We start from the raw sequence: 15685 nt of genomic DNA on the forward strand, positions 1-15685 counted from the left end.
GAGAGTGCATGTCTATCACGGCGAAGTCTGTCTACCGTGACACGGGAAATTTTTTCCGCAATCAGTTCATTACCTTTTTACTGATCGCGTTGTTGTGCGCCTTTATTACGGTGGTGCTGGGTCATGCGTTCTCACCCAGTGATGAACAGATTGCCACGCTGAGCCAGGGGGATCATCTTGCAGGCAGCGCAGGGTTGTTTGACCTTGTGCAGAATATGACGCCTGAGCAACAGCAAATCTTGCTGCGCGCATCTGCGGCATCTACCTTCTCGGGTCTGATTGGCAACGCCATTCTGGCGGGTGGCGTGTTGCTGATGATCCAACTGGTATCTGCCGGCCAACGCGTCAGCGCGTTACGTGCAATCGGGGCCAGTGCTCCGGTGCTGCCAAAGCTGTTTATCCTCATCTTCCTGACCACGCTGCTGGTCCAGATGGGGATCATGTTGGTGGTCGTTCCGGGCGTGCTGCTGGCTATCGTGCTTTCATTCGCGCCAGTAATGGTTGTGCAGGACAAACTGGGCATTTTCACCGCCATGCGCAGCAGCATCAGGCTCGCATGGGCCAATATGCGACTGGTCGCCCCGGCCGTTATCAGCTGGCTGCTGGCCAAGACTCTGCTGTTGCTGTTTGCGCCGAATTTTGCGGTGTTAACGCCAAACGTCGGAGCGGTTGTCGCCAATACGCTGAGCAATCTGATTTCAGCCGTGCTGCTGGTCTATTTGTTCCGCCTGTACATGTTAATTCGTCAGTAACTGGGATCGCAGAATGAAGCAGTTTCTTGATTTTTTACCGCTGATCGTATTTTTCGCTTTTTATAAGCTGTACGACATTTATGCCGGCACGCTGGCGCTGATTGTGGCAACGGCTGTGGTGCTGATTTACAGCTGGGTTCGCTATCGCAAAGTTGAAAAGATGGCGCTCATCACCTTCCTGATGGTGGCGGTGTTTGGTGGTCTGACATTGTTCTTCCACAATGATGAATTTATCAAATGGAAGGTCACGGTGATTTACGGCCTGTTTGCGGGCGCACTCCTCATCAGCCAGTGGGTGATGAAGAAGCCACTGATCCAGCGCATGCTGGGGAAAGAACTGACCCTGCCGCAGGCTGTGTGGGGGCGTCTGAATATCGCCTGGGCGCTATTTTTTATTCTGTGTGGTCTGGCGAATATCTATATCGCATTCTGGCTCCCGCAGAATATCTGGGTCAACTTCAAGGTGTTTGGCCTGACGGCGCTGACTCTTATCTTCACCCTGCTCAGCGGCGTTTATATTTATCGCCACATGCCGCAGGATGACAATCACTGATCCTTCTGGCCAGATCGCCACGCGGTCTGGCCTCTTTTCCCGCCTTCTCTTTTCTCTACATCCTTCCTGCGAAAATGTCTGAATCATGAAGATTTTATGGAGATTGCTGTCACTTTATTATAATGAGAATGACTATCATTAATATTCGTCATCGCATTTTTAACAAATGGAAATGAGTTGATGAATAACATAATAAGATTTGCCCCGGCTACACTTACGCTCGCCATTTTTTCAACGCTATACCAGAGCGCACACGCAGCGGAAGAGACTCTCGCCGATGGTGAAACAATGGTTGTTCAGGCCACCGCTGAAGAGGCGCTGAAGCAACAGCCGGGGGTTTCCATCATCACGGCAAAGGACATAGAAAAGGATCCACCGGTTAACGATCTTTCAGAAATTATTCGCAAAATGCCCGGGGTTAACCTCACCGGAAACAGCGCGACAGGCAGCCGCGGTAACAACCGCCAGATCGACATCCGCGGTATGGGGCCGGAGAACACGCTGATTCTGATTGACGGTGTGCCGGTGACGTCACGTAACTCGGTGCGCTACAGCTGGCGCGGGGAGCGCGACACCCGCGGGGATACTAACTGGGTTCCGCCAGAGATGGTTGAGCGCATTGAAGTGCTCCGGGGACCTGCTGCCGCCCGCTATGGTTCGGGGGCGGCCGGCGGCGTCGTCAACATCATTACCAAACGCCCGACCAACGACTGGCACGGCTCACTCTCCCTGTACACTAACCAGCCTGAAAATGATAAAGAGGGGGCGACAAAACGCGCTAATTTTGATCTGAGCGGCCCTCTTGCGGGCGATGCGTTAACGATGCGCCTGTACGGGAATATCAACAAAACCGACGCAGATGCTCAGGACATCAACACCGCGCAAAACGGCTCTTACGCCGCCGGACGTGAAGGCGTGCGCAACAAGGACATCAATGCCCTGCTCTCCTGGAAACTCACGCCACAGCAGATTATCGATTTCGACTACAGCTACAGCCGCCAGGGCAATATCTACGCGGGTGATACTCAATACAGCAACAGCAACGTCAGCCCTGACGGTCTGGTGTCGTCCCTGTATGGACACGAAACCAACCGAATGTACCGCCAGTCTTATGGCATTACGCACAACGGCATCTGGGACTGGGGTCAGTCAAAGTTCGGTGTCTATTATGAAAAGACCAACAACACCCGCCTGGAAGAAGGCTCTACGGGCAAAGTTGAGGGGATGATCAATAGCGATAAATACGATACCAGCCGGCTGGAGTCATACCGTTCAACGGGTGAGCTGAACATTCCTTTCTTCTGGCTGGTCGAACAGACGCTAACCGTGGGTGCAGAATGGAACCGTGATGAACTGAACGATCCGGCCTCAATGCAGGCGACAAATGTGTCGGGAGAAGTGATTAACGGCGTTCCCGGCACGGCTTCTGAGCGCAACAGCAAAAACAGCGCTGACCTCACCGGCATCTATCTTGAGGACAATATTGAAGCGCGTCAGGGCACCAACCTGATCCCAGGGATCCGCTTTGATTATCACAATCAGTTCGGCAGCAACTGGAGCCCTAGCCTGAACGTCTCTCAGGATTTGGGTGACATGTTCAAGGTTAAAGCGGGTATCGCTCGGGTATTTAAAGCGCCAAACCTGTATCAATCCAGCGAAGGCTATCTGCTTTCCACCCGCGGTAATGGCTGCCCGAACAACGTTTCCGAAGGAAGCTGTTATTTGTTAGGCAACCCGGATCTGGATCCTGAAATCAGCGTGAACAAAGAGATTGGCCTGGCCTTTGCGCTGGAAGGCTACGAGGCTGGCATAACCTGGTTCCGCAACGATTACAAAAACAAGATCGTTTCAGGAACGGATGTGCTGGGCCAGACAAGCAGCGGCGCAAATATCCTTCAGTGGCAGAACGGAGGAAAGGCCGTTGTTGAAGGGCTGGAAGGCAACCTCACCGTCCCTGTTATTCGCGACACGCTAACCTGGCGTACTAATGCGACGTATATGATTCAGTCTAAAAGTAAAGACACCGGTAATCCGTTGTCGATTATCCCCAAATATACCGTCAACACCATGCTGGACTGGGAGGTTAACAGCAAGCTTTCAGCCAACGTAAGCTGGACGATGTACGGCCGCCAGAAGCCCAGAGAAAACGCTGAAATCCGCAAAGAGGAAAATGCGATGTCCAACAGAGAGATCGGCGCGTATTCCATCGTGGGTATCGGCAGTAACTATCAGCTGACCAAAAACCTGCGCCTGAATGCCGGCATCAGCAACCTCTTTGACAAGCAGATTTATCGTGAAAATGACGGTGCATCGACCTATAACGAACCAGGCCGTGCGTATTACGCAGGCGTGACCCTGTCCTTCTGACCCTAAGGCGCCTGCTCAGCGGGCGCTAACCCTATTCTCTCCAGCCAGAAATCATAGTAGCATCCCGCCTGAAGTCTTCAGTTACGAGTTTAAAAACAATGACAACAAATGACGCCCCACAGGGCGAACTGGTTTTACGCACACTGGCAATGCCTGCGGATACGAATGCCAATGGCGATATTTTTGGCGGCTGGTTGATGTCTCAGATGGATATGGGCGGTGCAATCCTGGCAAAAGAGATTGCACACGGGCGCGTGGTAACCGTCCGGGTCGATGGCATGACCTTCCTGCGTCCTGTAGCGGTGGGGGACGTGGTGTGCTGTTATGCACGCTGCGTAAAACGCGGCAATACGTCTGTCTCCATCAACATTGAAGTCTGGGTGAAAAAAGTCTCTTCTGAACCGATTGGTCAGCGCTATAAGGCGACGGAGGCATTGTTCATCTATGTGGCGGTGGATAGCGACGGTAAGCCCCGCCAGCTTCCACGGAGCTGATCCTCAGGTAAAAAAAAGCCTCCTTGCGGAGGCTTCTTTTATTCCATCTGTGCCCCGCCGTTCAGGCGGAAGACAATGTTCACAATCAACCCATTGCCGGGTTTACCGGCTTCATAGCGCCACCTGCGCATGGCCGATTTAACTTCACGTTCAAACATATTCGCCGGCTGTGCGGACAGGATTTCCACGTTATCGACACGTCCATCGGCCGTAACGTCGAATTTCACCCGTACACGCCCTTCAATACGTAACGCCTGAGCACGTGCCGGGTACTGCGGCTGGTTACGGCTCAGCGCGCGCGGGCCTGCTGGCACCGTTACCGTCGGTTTTGTCGCGGTCGTGGTGTTATTCATCAGCGGACGTGACGGGGCGGCATTTTCAACCGGCTGCGTGGCGCGTGGCTCAACCGGACGCACTTCGCGTTTCGGCCGCTCTTCCACCTTTTTGACCGGCTTGGGTTTTGGCTTCGGCTTAGGTTTCGGCTCCGGCTTATGGATCACCACCGGCGCTTCTTTCGGCGGTTCAGGAACCGGCTCTGGCTCTGGCTCCGGCTCGGGTTCAACAACGGGCTGTGGTGGCGGCGGCGCAACCTGCGGCGGCTCAAGATCCGCAGGCGATACCATGGTCACAGAAATTGGCTGCGCTGGCGCCGGCATTTCAATAACCTGATGAACCGAGGTATAGAGCAGACCCGCCACGACAGCACCGTGAATAACGACGGAAAGCAGCGTCGGCCATGGAAAGCGGCGAGGTAAATCAAGGGTCATCGAAGTCATAATCATCAACGTTAAAAAACCGAACCTTGATTTTAAATGCAAATAGCAATCATATTCAATAAGACACTTTGTCCTGGCGCAATTTAAGCGTACATGAGGGCAAAAAAGGGGCATCCAGATCAGGGTTTTAACATTGTTATTATCTTTACATTGCAGTCATTTGTGCTTTCACATAACGTAATTGTCACTTTTACCGGTTAAGGAGCTTTGCCGTGCTTTACGTGATTTACGCTGAAGATGTACCTGATTCTCTGGAAAAACGTCTTTCCGTTCGCCCTGCCCATCTGGCGCGTTTACAGTTGCTACAGGATGAAGGTCGGTTGCTGACCGCAGGCCCGATGCCTGCCGTTGACAGCAACGATCCAGGCGCGGCGGGTTTTACCGGCTCCACGGTGATTGCCGAGTTTGAATCTCTTGAAGCCGCGCAGGCCTGGGCAGAAGCAGACCCGTACGTCGCAGCCGGCGTGTACGAGAAAGTCACGGTTCGTCCGTATAAAAAAGTATTCTGAAACGAAAGGCTCCCTCAGGAGCCTTTTCTTCATTCAGTGCAGCGACGCCAGCCTCGCCGCAAATCCGACAAACAGCAGACCTATCAGCCCGTTCCCCAGCTTCGCCAGTTTCTTTTTGGTTTTGAGGTAACGCGTGACAAACGCGCCTGAGAAAATCAGGAAGCTCATGTACATGAAGCTGATCAGCTCAAGCGTTGTGGCGAGGATCAGGAACGACGTGCCGGTATTCTTCGCATTGACATCAATGAACTGTACGAAGAACGACACGTAAAAGAGAATCGCTTTCGGGTTCGTCAGGCTCAGCACCAGCGAACGCTTAAGGATTGCGCTTGCCGGTTCGGCGCTACTTTCGTGCGCATTTTTTTGACGCGTCATAACGGACCAGAGCATTTTTCCGCCCAGCCACAGCAGATAAAACGCGCCCAGATAGCGGACAATATTAAATAATACCGGAGTGGTCTGGATCAACGCGGCGACGCCTGCCCAGGCCAGAAACATCAGCACGGCATCACCAATAAACACACCGGTGGCTGCCAGATAGCCTTTCTTAACGCCGTGGCCAATCCCTGTTTTCAGCACAAACAAGGTGTTCGGTCCTGGAACCAGCACGATAAAAAATGCGCCGACAACATAGGTCCAGAAATTCAGTACACCAAACTCCGCAAACACGTCTTACTCCTTTCGCTCAAAAACAGCGGGGATACCGGTAATTACGGTATCCCCTGAATCAGTTGCGCTATTGTACGCCGTTATAGCCATCAAGATAAGTCGCGGCCAGTTCGTTACCAAATAACAGGGCGTCTTTACTGTCCATGTCCGAAGACCATTTATCCTTCGCGTTGCCTGCGAACAATTCCTGCGACTTCGCATTTTCTTTCAGCTGATCGCGAATGCTTTGCGCGTATTCACTGGCTTCAGCCTGAGTCCGCCCTTCCGCGCGGTCAGCTTTGCCCCGGGCATAAAGCTCGCGGAACTGCGCCACGTTCAGCTGATAATTTTTCTGCACGCTGGAGGTGTAATTGCCGCCAGTAAAGCTGGACTGATGCGACACGAAATAAAACGCGTGCCGTTCGGGTGAGGTTTTGCTGCTGGCACAACCGCTTAATATCGCAATCCCAAAGAGTGCTGCCATTACTTTTCCGTTCATCCTTTTTTCCTTTAATAAAGCCAATGTATTCCCCATGCGAAAACATAATCTGCCAATGAGGAAAATGACGAAAGTCCTAAATCTTCTCTGAGCGCATCCAGCGCCAAAAGTACAATAAAAATCCAGAGATAAGGATTCATCTTTTAATATCATGACGTTATGGGGACTTAGTATATCGTGGAAAGCAAACGGAAGGAGACTGCAAAAATTGATAGCCTGGATGTTTAATGGGCACCTTTACGGTGCCCTTCATGCTTTTCAGATGTCCTGGACTGCGAACAACAGCGCGTTACGGTGTCTGTTCAGGCCACATTTTCTGATGGCGTGGATACGCATATTGCGGCGGGATTGTGCTTCCAGCCAACGAGCCTTACGACGACTCACCTGTCGCAACATGCGCCAGCGCCCAACTTCAGTTCTACTGCGCTTCATGTCTACAACTCTTTCTCTAACAGAGATGCCATTATATGCCTAAGCAGGCGGCAAACCAGCGCTTTTATCTGCCGTTTTTATTTGCCAGATGAATCCTGATGCGTAAACTCATAACAATACGCTTTCAAAAGGATTTTTTATTTATGACAACCTTCTACACCGTGGTGAGTTGGCTGGTCATTTTAGGATACTGGCTGTTAATTGCCGGGGTGACGTTGCGCATTCTGATGAAACGCAGAGCGGTACCTTCCGCCATGGCCTGGCTTCTGATTATCTACATCCTGCCGCTGGTGGGCATCATCGCCTATCTCTCTTTCGGTGAACTTCATCTGGGTAAACGCCGCGCCGAACGCGCCCGCGCCATGTGGCCCTCCACGGCGAAATGGCTTGCCGACCTTAAAGCCTGCAAGCATATCTTCGCTGAAGAGAACAGCAGCGTGGCCGCATCTCTGTTCAAGCTGTGCGAACGCCGCCAGGGGATTGCTGGGGTAAAAGGCAATCAGCTGCAACTGATGACCTCTTCTGATGACGTGATGCAGGCGCTGATCCGTGATATCCAGCTCGCCCGACACAATATCGAGATGGTGTTTTATATCTGGCAGCCGGGCGGCATGGCGGACCAGGTCGCCGAATCACTGATGGCCGCTGCACGTCGCGGTATCCACTGCCGCCTGATGCTGGACTCCGCCGGCAGCGTGGCCTTTTTCCGTAGCCCGTGGGCAGGCATGATGCGTAACGCCGGTATCGAGGTGGTCGAGGCGCTGAAAGTGAATCTTTTCCGCGTCTTTCTGCGCCGCATGGATCTCCGCCAGCACCGGAAAATGGTTCTGATCGATAACTATATCGCCTACACCGGCAGCATGAACATGGTTGACCCCCGCTTCTTCAAGCAGGATTCCGGCGTGGGGCAATGGATCGATTTGATGGCGCGGATGGAAGGACCGATCGCGACCTCGATGGGCATCGTCTACTCCTGCGACTGGGAAATTGAAACCGGGAAACGCATTCTTCCCCCGCCGCCGGATGGCAATATCATGCCGTTTGAGGAAGCCAGCGGGCACACTATCCACACTATCGCCTCCGGTCCTGGCTTCCCGGAAGATCTGATCCATCAGGCACTGCTGACCGCCGCGTACTCCGCGCGGGAATATCTGATCATGACCACGCCCTATTTCGTTCCCAGCGACGACCTTCTGCATGCCATCTGTACAGCGGCACAGCGCGGAGTGGATGTGAGCATTATTATGCCGCGCAAGAACGATTCCCTGCTGGTGGGATGGGCAAGCCGCGCGTTCTTTAGTGAGCTGCTGGCCGCAGGCGTTAAAATTTATCAGTTCGAAGGCGGGCTGTTACACACCAAGAGCGTGCTGGTGGACGGAGAGCTGAGCCTGGTGGGTACCGTCAACCTCGATATGCGCAGTCTGTGGCTGAATTTTGAAATTACGCTGGTCATTGATGACGCCGGATTCGGTGGCGATCTGGCGGCGGTTCAGGACGATTATATCTCCCGCTCACGCCTGCTGGACGCCAGACTGTGGGCGAAACGTCCGCTGTGGCAGCGAATTGCCGAACGACTGTTTTACTTCTTTAGCCCGTTGCTGTAAAACGTGCCCAACGATGTTTAACAGGTAGTCATCATGGAAATGGATCTGAACAATCGCCTGACCGAAGACGAAACGCTCGAACAGGCCTACGATATTTTTCTCGAGCTGGCGGTCGATAATCTCGACCCTGCTGACGTCATTCTTTTCAACCTGCAATTTGAAGAGCGTGGCGGTGCTGAGCTGTTCGATCCGTCTGAAGACTGGGCCGAACACGTCGATTTTGACCTCAACCCGGACTTCTTCGCAGAGGTGGTGATTGGCCTGGCAGATGAAGACGGCGGAGAAATTAACGACATCTTTGCCCGCGTCCTGCTGTGCCGCGAGAAAGATCACAAACTGTGCCATATTCTCTGGCGCGAATAATAAAAAAGGCTGCCCGCGCAGCCTTTTTTATTTAATCCGGTAAGGCATTTCCACAGCGGTGACAAAACCGCGCGCCGGGTTCATGATTCCCCTGCTGACAATTCGGACATTTGCGTTGCTGCTTGCTGTTCTGGAAGGCGCTGCTCATATGGGTGGTAATTAGCCCCGTTGGTATCGCTATTACTGAATAGCCGATCAGGATAAGAACCGATGCCACAATACGTCCGAGCGGCGTATGCGGGGTAATATCGCCATAGCCCACGGTGGTCACCGTGACGATAGCCCAGTAAACAGACGCATTAAGCGTGGTAAACCCGTATTTTGGCCCTTCGATTAAATACATCAGGGAGCCAAAAACGATCATCACGATAGCAATAAACGAATAGAAGAGAATCAGCTGGTGGCGGGCGCTAACAATGGCGACCCAAAAAACCCGCAGCGACGGCATAAAGCGCAGCAGTTTGAGAATTCGTAACACGCGAATCGCCCGCATTGCACGCCAGGCAAACACATAATTCAGGCTGATCTCAGGCCACAGCCACATGACATACAGCGGCAGGATGGTGGCTAAATCAATAAATCCCCAGAAGCTGAAAACGTATTTCGCCGGATTTGGCCAGCTAATGACCCTCAGCACATATTCCGCAGTAAACACCAGCGTGACAATCAATTCCAGCCAGACGAAAACGTGCCACTCCTCATACGTCATGTGGTACTGCGTTCCGGCGCCGGATTCGATAAAGATAATAATGACGCTAATCAGCGCAAATAAACCACACAGACCTTCGAAGCGGCGACCGGAAACCGTTTCAGGATCAAATAAAAGGTGATACAGCCGCTGACGGGCCGACGTGAATAATCGCGACACATTAACCTCGAAAAATAAGGGCTGACATCATGTCAGCCCTTGCGATTATAACGGGTCTACTTTCAGGCAGGAAACCGCATGTCGGAAACTGCCCTCCAGAACCGGCCGTGTTTTTGCACATTCCGGCCCGGCTATTGGGCATCGAGTACGGAATACGCAGCCTGAAGGCGGGTTGATTGGCGAAGGCAGTTCACCTTCCAGAAGCTGAATGGTTTTATTTTTTTCCAGATCGGGGTCCGGAACGGGAACCGCAGACATCAGCGCTTTGGTATAAGGGTGCAGAGGATTATGGTACACCTCATCATACGTGCCCAGCTCCACGGCGTGGCCCAGATACATGACCAGCACACGGTCCGAAATGTGTTTTACCACCGCCAGATCGTGGGCGATGAAGATCAGCGACAGCCCCATTTCCCGTTGCAGTTTCTGTAGCAGGTTAACCACCTGGGCCTGGATGGAGACGTCCAGCGCCGAAACCGGCTCGTCACAGATAATCAGTTTTGGTTCAAGGATCAACGCGCGTGCGATACCGATACGCTGGCACTGACCGCCGGAAAACTCATGTGGGTAGCGGTTGATGAGGTTAGGCAACAGACCCACCTTGAGCATCATCGCTTTCACCCGATCGCGAACTTCCTGGCGCGGCATCTTCGGATGATAGGTGCGCAGCGGCTCGGCAATGATTTCGCCAATGGTCATACGCGGGTTCAGGGATGCCAGCGGATCCTGGAAAATCATCTGGATGTCGCTGCGCACGTCGCGCCATTCATCCGGCTTCATCCCCAGCAGATCTTTGCCAAGCCAGGCCACTTTCCCGTCGGTGGCTTTCACCAGGCCGATGATCGCACGCGCAAATGTCGATTTGCCGCAGCCAGATTCACCCACCACGCCCAGGGTCTCCCCTTCGTACAGGCGTAGCGTGACGCCATCCACCGCTTTCAGGGTTTTGGCAGGCTGCCAGAACCACTGTTTACCGTCTTTGATATCGAAATGGACCTTCAGGTCAGCGATTTCGAGCAGCACATTTCTTTTTTCGTCGATTGCGTTCATACCAGCTCCTCCAGCGGCTTAAAGCAGGCGCGCAGACGGCCTGGGACAAACGCTTCCAGCGGCGGTGCGCTGTTACAGATTTCCATCGCATGCGGACAACGCGGCTGGAACGGGCAGCCTTTTGGCAGGCGCAGCAGGTTTGGCGGGTTACCCGGGATAGTCAGCAGCGACTCCCCTTCCGCATCAAGACGCGGAACGGCATTCAGCAGCCCGATAGAGTACGGATGGGCTGGCTGGTAGAACACATCGCGGGCATTACCGTATTCCATCGTGCGGCCTGCATACATGACTAACACTTTGTCGCAGATCCCGGCAACGACGCCTAAATCGTGGGTGATCATGATGATGGCGGTGTTGAACTCGCGCTTCAGCTCGTTCAGCAACGTCATGATCTGCGCCTGAACGGTCACGTCCAGGGCGGTGGTCGGTTCATCAGCGATCAGCAGTTTTGGCCGGCAAAGCAATGCCATCGCGATCATGACGCGCTGGCGCATACCGCCGGAAAACTCGTGCGGATACATGCGCATGCGCTTACGTGCCTCAGGCATTTTCACCGCATCCAGCATTTTGACGGACTCTTCAAACGCTTCGGCTTTACCCAGCCCCTTGTGGAGCATCAGCACTTCCATCAGCTGTTCGCCCACACGCATATAGGGGTTCAGGGACGTCATCGGGTCCTGGAAAATCATTGAAATCTGCTCCGCGCGCAGCTTATTCAGCTCATGTTCCGGCAAATTCAGGATCTCTTTTCCGTTAAACGTCGCCGAACCACCGATCACGCCGTTTGACGCCAGCAGGCCCATCAGCGCGAATGCGGTCTGGGATTTACCGGAACCGGATTCGCCCACAATGCCCAGCGTTTCACCGGCACGCAGGTCGAAGTTGAGATCGTTAACGGCAGTAACATCACCGTCGGGGGTTTTAAACGTCACGCGGAGGTCTTTAACGTCCAGCAGTGCGCTGGTCCGCTGTTGCGCCTGTGGCGCGGTTGCCGTTTCAATAATAGTCATGACGGCGCTCCTTAACGGTCTTTCGGGTCGAGGGCATCACGCAGGCCATCGCCGATAAAGTTGAAACAGAACAGGGTGACGACCAGGAAGCCCGCCGGATACAGCAGTAACCACGGTGACACTTCCATGGAGTTTGCGCCATCACTTAACAGAGCGCCCCAGCTACTCAGCGGCTCTTGCGTACCTAATCCCAGGAAGCTCAGGAAAGATTCAAACAGGATCATACTTGGCACCAACAGGGAGGCGTATACCACCACCACGCCCAGCACGTTAGGAACGATATGACGCACCACAATATTGGCGGTAGAAACGCCACCAACCTGTGCGGCTTCGATAAACTCCTTACGTTTGAGGCTCAGCGTCTGGCCGCGCACAATACGCGCCATATCCAGCCAGGACACCATCCCGATCGCCACGAAGATCAGCAAGATATTTTGACCAAAGAAGGTCACCAGCAGAATGACGAAGAACATGAACGGGAAGGAGTTCAGGATTTCTAGCAGACGCATCATCACGGAGTCTACTTTCCCGCCGAGGTATCCGGAAAGCGAACCGTAAAGCGTGCCGACGATCACCGCCACCAGCGCCGCCGCGATGCCAACCATCAGGGAGATACGGCCGCCAATCGCCACTCGCACCAGCAAATCACGCCCGGAAGAGTCGGTACCGAAATAGTGCCCGGATTCCATATCCGGCGCGCTGGACATCATGCCCCAGTCCGTATCGAAATAGGTGAACTGAGAGAGCATTGGCGCCAGGGTGACAAACAGCGCAATAAGCACCAGCACGACCAGGCTGGCAACGGCGGCGCGGTTATGCATAAAACGACGGCGGGCGTCCTGCCAAAGGCTACGACCTTCAACCTCCAGCTTTTCACTGAAGTTTTCCAGCGCCTCGCTGTTTTTCTTACTCAACATCATGGCGTGCTCCAGTTAGTAACGGATTTTAGGGTCGATAACGGCATACAGCACATCGACAACGGCATTAAACAGAATGGTCAGCGCGCCCACGAGGATCGTCAGGCTCAGCACCAGCGAATAGTCACGGTTAAGCGCCCCGTTAACAAACAGCTGCCCGATGCCCGGCAGGCCATAAATGGTTTCAATCACCATTGAACCGGTGATAATGCCGACGAAAGCAGGCCCCATATAGGAGAGTACCGGTAACAGTGAAGGCTTGAGGGCATGACGGAAAATAATCCGGCGCATCGGCAGCCCTTTCGCACGGGCGGTACGGATGAAGTTCGAATGCAGGACTTCAATCATTGAACCGCGGGTAATACGGGCGATACTGGCGATGTAGGCCAGAGATAATGCCACCATCGGCAATATCATGAACTTCAGCGCCCCGCCGTTCCAGCCGCCTCCGGGAAGCCATTTCAGGGTTATGGCGAATATCATGACCAGCAACGGCGCAACAACGAAGCTGGGGATAACCACCCCGGTCATTGCGACCCCCATTACGGCGTAATCCCATCGGGTATTTTGTTTAAGCGCGGCGATAACGCCCGCAGTGACACCGAGAACAACGGCCAGGATAAATGCAGCAGCTCCTAATTTAGCCGATACCGGGAAGCTGGACGCCACCAGGTCGTTAACGGAATAGTCTTTATATTTAAATGACGGACCAAAATCACCGTGTGCAAGCTGCTTCAGATAGTTGAAGTACTGCGTGGTGATAGGATCGTTTAAATGGTATTTCGCTTCGATGTTGGCCATAACTTCTGGCGGAAGCGTGCGTTCACCGGTAAAAGGACTGCCCGGTGCAAGACGCATCATGAAGAAGGAAATTGTAATTAGAATAAATAACGTTGGAATCGCTTCAAGACAGCGACGCAGGATAAATTTCAACATTGCCCGTACCTTCTGGCGTGTGCCTGATGAATGTTACAAAATAGACACAGTGGGGCAAGCTCGCTCGCCCCACGTATTGCCATTAATGCTTGATAATATAAAGATTCTTAACGGAAATATTATCCAACGGGTCTTTACCGGTATAACCCCCTACCCATGGTTTCACCAGGCGGGCGTTAACGTAGTAGTAAACCGGAACGATCGCAGAGTCTTTATCGAGCTGTTGTTCTGATTTCGCGTACAGATCGGCGCGCTGGGCGTCATCTGCCACCTTCAGGGTTTCGCCAATCAGCTTATCAAACGCCGGGCTCTTATAGTGTGCGGTGTTGTTCGAACTGTCGCTCAGCATGGTGTTCAGGAATGAGGTCGGTTCGTTATAGTCCGCACACCATCCTGCACGTGCCACGTCAAAGGTTCCCTGGTGGCGCGTATCGAGGAAGGTCTTCCATTCCTGGTTTTCCAGCTTCACGTTCACGCCGAGGTTTTTCTTCCAGATAGACGCGACGGCAATAGCCAGTTTTTTATGCAGATCAGAGGTGTTGTACAGCAGGCTAAAGGTCAGCGGCTTGTCGGCGGTATAGCCAGCTTCAGCCAGCAGTTTTTTCGCTTCTTCGTTACGTTTTTCCTGGGACCATTTGAACCATTCAGGTTCAACCAGCTTCATACCGTCGGTGTAAGGCGGGGTGTAGCTGTAAGCTGGCAGGTCGCCCTGATTCTTCACTTTATTCACGATAATGTCGCGATCCAGAGCCAGCTTCAGTGCGGTACGAACACGTACGTCGGTGAACGGTGCTTTCTGGTTGTTAATTTCGTAATAGTAGGTGCACAGATACGGATCGACGTGAACTTCTTTCGGGATCTCTTTTTTCAGCTTCTGGAACAGTTCAATCGGCATGTTGTTATAGGTCATGTCGATTTCACCACTGCGGTAGCGGTTTACGTCCGTCACTTCAGAAGAGATTGGCAGGTAGGTGACCTGATTGATAACGGTCTTCGCATTATCCCAATACTGCGGGTTGCGCTCCAGCACCATACGTTCGTTAACGACCCAGTCCTTCAGCTTATATGCACCGTTGGTCACGATATTCGCAGGCTGCGTCCATTTTTCACCAAATTTTTCCACCGCGGATTTTGGTACCGGGGAGACGGACGGGTGAACCAGCAGCTTATAGAAGTACGGAACAGGTTCGCTCAACGTCACTTCAAAGGTATTGGCATCGATGGCTTTTACGCCCAGGTCGGTTACTGGCTTTTTACCCGTGATGATGTCATCGATATTGGCAATATGGCCATACTGGAGGTAACTCGCATACGGGGAGGCGGTATTTGGATCCGCCAGACGCTGCCAGCTATAGACGAAATCTTCGGCGGTAACCGGCGTACCGTCGGACCATTTGGCATCTTTACGCAGATGGAAGGTCCAGACTTTAAAATCTTTGTTGTCCCATTTTTCCGCCACGCCCGGAGCCGGGTGGCCGTCTACGTCAGTCACCAGCAGACCTTCAAACAGATCGCGGTTAACGTTAGACTCTGGAACACCTTCAATTTTGTGCGGATCAAGAGACTGCACTTCCGCACCGTTATTACGTACCAGCGTTTGCTTCTCAGCCAGCTGAACACCAGCAGGAACGTCCGCAGCCATTGCAGCGTTGCCCGCGATTAGCGCAGTTAAAATCCCCGCCGCTACCAGACTTTTTTTTGTGATGATGGACATTGTGTTGATACTCCACTCATTATAATGACTGGCCTTCGCCAGTTGTGTAATCCCCTGTTGGGGCCTGTACAGCGCAGGAGTTTTTTTTGCTACTGTCAGGTTCTTTTTTACTTCTTGCTATCACCGACTTCATTATTACTGACCGCTCGTACGGCGGTCTTGCGTCGATTCTTTACACCTTTCCCCTGTCAGA

General features: G+C 53.1%; 17 protein-coding genes and 1 pseudogene. 7 read left to right on the forward strand and 11 right to left on the reverse strand.

Going from position 1 to position 15685, the window contains the following annotated elements:
* The first annotated feature begins 8 nt into the window (after nucleotides 1-8).
* From SK47_RS11765 to yciA, 4 genes are all read left to right on the forward strand, one after another.
* Entirely contained in the window at nucleotides 9-752 is a 744-nt protein-coding gene (locus SK47_RS11765; RefSeq protein ID WP_003856765.1) for a YciC family protein, read from the forward strand.
* 13 nt (nucleotides 753-765) lie between these two features.
* Nucleotides 766-1305 (forward strand): septation protein A, encoded by a 540-nt coding sequence (locus tag SK47_RS11770; protein ID WP_045894808.1) that lies wholly within the window; start codon nucleotides 766-768, stop codon nucleotides 1303-1305.
* A 180-nt stretch (nucleotides 1306-1485) separates the two neighbouring features.
* The gene (locus SK47_RS11775; protein ID WP_048244304.1) at nucleotides 1486-3672 is read left to right on the forward strand and encodes a TonB-dependent siderophore receptor; all 2187 of its coding nucleotides are present in this window, start codon (nucleotides 1486-1488) and stop codon (nucleotides 3670-3672) included.
* A 98-nt stretch (nucleotides 3673-3770) separates the two neighbouring features.
* The gene (gene yciA / locus SK47_RS11780; protein WP_003856759.1) at nucleotides 3771-4166 is read left to right on the forward strand and encodes an acyl-CoA thioester hydrolase YciA; all 396 of its coding nucleotides are present in this window, start codon (nucleotides 3771-3773) and stop codon (nucleotides 4164-4166) included.
* A gap of 38 nt (nucleotides 4167-4204) precedes the next feature.
* Here yciA and tonB read toward each other — a convergent pair whose 3' ends face one another.
* A complete protein-coding gene (gene tonB / locus SK47_RS11785; protein WP_048244306.1) occupies nucleotides 4205-4933 on the reverse strand; it encodes a TonB system transport protein TonB in 729 nt (242 codons plus the stop codon).
* Between the two features lie 221 nt (nucleotides 4934-5154).
* Here tonB and SK47_RS11790 point away from each other — a divergent pair, with 221 nt between their 5' ends.
* Nucleotides 5155-5451: a YciI family protein gene (locus tag SK47_RS11790; protein ID WP_003856755.1), complete on the forward strand. Its 297-nt coding sequence runs from the start codon at nucleotides 5155-5157 to the stop codon at nucleotides 5449-5451.
* Nucleotides 5452-5484: 33 nt separating this feature from the next.
* On the opposite strand, the gene leuE is transcribed toward SK47_RS11790, so the two are convergent.
* The 4 genes from leuE to SK47_RS23940 all read right to left on the reverse strand — a co-directional run bounded on the left by leuE (nucleotide 5485) and on the right by SK47_RS23940 (nucleotide 7030).
* Nucleotides 5485-6120 (reverse strand): leucine efflux protein LeuE, encoded by a 636-nt coding sequence (gene leuE, locus SK47_RS11795; protein WP_006810877.1) that lies wholly within the window; start codon nucleotides 6118-6120, stop codon nucleotides 5485-5487.
* Nucleotides 6121-6187: 67 nt separating this feature from the next.
* Nucleotides 6188-6598, reverse strand: a complete 411-nt coding sequence (locus SK47_RS11800; RefSeq protein ID WP_032609416.1) for an Exc2 family lipoprotein — start codon at nucleotides 6596-6598, stop codon at nucleotides 6188-6190.
* Nucleotides 6599-6609: 11 nt separating this feature from the next.
* Nucleotides 6610-6738, reverse strand: a complete 129-nt coding sequence (locus tag SK47_RS24470) for a KPN_01571 family protein (RefSeq protein WP_208985927.1) — start codon at nucleotides 6736-6738, stop codon at nucleotides 6610-6612.
* Between the two features lie 118 nt (nucleotides 6739-6856).
* Nucleotides 6857-7030 carry a YciY family protein gene (locus SK47_RS23940; protein WP_017384232.1) on the reverse strand — a complete coding sequence of 58 codons (174 nt, stop codon included), beginning with the start codon at nucleotides 7028-7030 and terminating at the stop codon, nucleotides 6857-6859.
* Between the two features lie 143 nt (nucleotides 7031-7173).
* Between SK47_RS23940 and cls the strand changes: the two genes are divergently transcribed.
* Both cls and SK47_RS11810 read left to right on the forward strand, forming a co-directional pair.
* Nucleotides 7174-8634, forward strand: a complete 1461-nt coding sequence (gene cls / locus SK47_RS11805; RefSeq protein ID WP_003856750.1) for a cardiolipin synthase — start codon at nucleotides 7174-7176, stop codon at nucleotides 8632-8634.
* Nucleotides 8635-8667: 33 nt separating this feature from the next.
* Entirely contained in the window at nucleotides 8668-8997 is a 330-nt protein-coding gene (locus SK47_RS11810) for an HI1450 family dsDNA-mimic protein (RefSeq protein WP_006810881.1), read from the forward strand.
* Nucleotides 8998-9028: 31 nt separating this feature from the next.
* Here the strand turns inward: SK47_RS11810 and SK47_RS11815 are convergent.
* The 6 genes and pseudogenes from SK47_RS11815 to oppA all read right to left on the reverse strand — a co-directional run bounded on the left by SK47_RS11815 (nucleotide 9029) and on the right by oppA (nucleotide 15492).
* Nucleotides 9029-9896, reverse strand: a pseudogene (locus tag SK47_RS11815) (ion transporter).
* Between the two features lie 14 nt (nucleotides 9897-9910).
* Nucleotides 9911-10915, reverse strand: a complete 1005-nt coding sequence (gene oppF / locus SK47_RS11820; protein ID WP_003856743.1) for a murein tripeptide/oligopeptide ABC transporter ATP-binding protein OppF — start codon at nucleotides 10913-10915, stop codon at nucleotides 9911-9913.
* Nucleotides 10912-11925: an ABC transporter ATP-binding protein gene (locus tag SK47_RS11825; protein ID WP_003856742.1), complete on the reverse strand. Its 1014-nt coding sequence runs from the start codon at nucleotides 11923-11925 to the stop codon at nucleotides 10912-10914. The genes oppF and SK47_RS11825 overlap by 4 nt, the downstream gene beginning before the upstream one ends.
* Before the next feature lie 11 nt (nucleotides 11926-11936).
* Nucleotides 11937-12845: an oligopeptide ABC transporter permease OppC gene (gene oppC, locus SK47_RS11830; protein ID WP_003856740.1), complete on the reverse strand. Its 909-nt coding sequence runs from the start codon at nucleotides 12843-12845 to the stop codon at nucleotides 11937-11939.
* A 12-nt stretch (nucleotides 12846-12857) separates the two neighbouring features.
* Entirely contained in the window at nucleotides 12858-13778 is a 921-nt protein-coding gene (gene oppB, locus SK47_RS11835) for an oligopeptide ABC transporter permease OppB (protein ID WP_022651360.1), read from the reverse strand.
* An 82-nt stretch (nucleotides 13779-13860) separates the two neighbouring features.
* Nucleotides 13861-15492 carry an oligopeptide ABC transporter substrate-binding protein OppA gene (oppA, locus tag SK47_RS11840; RefSeq protein ID WP_003856736.1) on the reverse strand — a complete coding sequence of 544 codons (1632 nt, stop codon included), beginning with the start codon at nucleotides 15490-15492 and terminating at the stop codon, nucleotides 13861-13863.
* Between the last annotated feature and the right edge of the window lie 193 nt (nucleotides 15493-15685).

Origin of the sequence: Enterobacter sp. BWH52 (assembly GCF_001037565.1) — a bacterium.
Lineage (GTDB): Bacteria > Pseudomonadota > Gammaproteobacteria > Enterobacterales > Enterobacteriaceae > Enterobacter > Enterobacter hormaechei_C.

Coding starts and splice junctions, on each gene's coding strand:
- SK47_RS11765 (WP_003856765.1), top strand. CDS start 9: ATGTCTATCACGGCGAAGTCTGTCTACCGTGACACGGGAAATTTTTTC.
- SK47_RS11770 (WP_045894808.1), top strand. CDS start 766: ATGAAGCAGTTTCTTGATTTTTTACCGCTGATCGTATTTTTCGCTTTT.
- SK47_RS11775 (WP_048244304.1), top strand. CDS start 1,486: ATGAATAACATAATAAGATTTGCCCCGGCTACACTTACGCTCGCCATT.
- yciA (WP_003856759.1), top strand. CDS start 3,771: ATGACAACAAATGACGCCCCACAGGGCGAACTGGTTTTACGCACACTG.
- tonB (WP_048244306.1), bottom strand. CDS start 4,933: ATGACCCTTGATTTACCTCGCCGCTTTCCATGGCCGACGCTGCTTTCC.
- SK47_RS11800 (WP_032609416.1), bottom strand. CDS start 6,598: ATGAACGGAAAAGTAATGGCAGCACTCTTTGGGATTGCGATATTAAGC.
- SK47_RS24470 (WP_208985927.1), bottom strand. CDS start 6,738: ATGAATCCTTATCTCTGGATTTTTATTGTACTTTTGGCGCTGGATGCG.
- SK47_RS23940 (WP_017384232.1), bottom strand. CDS start 7,030: ATGAAGCGCAGTAGAACTGAAGTTGGGCGCTGGCGCATGTTGCGACAG.
- cls (WP_003856750.1), top strand. CDS start 7,174: ATGACAACCTTCTACACCGTGGTGAGTTGGCTGGTCATTTTAGGATAC.
- SK47_RS11810 (WP_006810881.1), top strand. CDS start 8,668: ATGGAAATGGATCTGAACAATCGCCTGACCGAAGACGAAACGCTCGAA.
- oppF (WP_003856743.1), bottom strand. CDS start 10,915: ATGAACGCAATCGACGAAAAAAGAAATGTGCTGCTCGAAATCGCTGAC.
- SK47_RS11825 (WP_003856742.1), bottom strand. CDS start 11,925: ATGACTATTATTGAAACGGCAACCGCGCCACAGGCGCAACAGCGGACC.
- oppC (WP_003856740.1), bottom strand. CDS start 12,845: ATGATGTTGAGTAAGAAAAACAGCGAGGCGCTGGAAAACTTCAGTGAA.
- oppB (WP_022651360.1), bottom strand. CDS start 13,778: ATGTTGAAATTTATCCTGCGTCGCTGTCTTGAAGCGATTCCAACGTTA.
- oppA (WP_003856736.1), bottom strand. CDS start 15,492: ATGTCCATCATCACAAAAAAAAGTCTGGTAGCGGCGGGGATTTTAACT.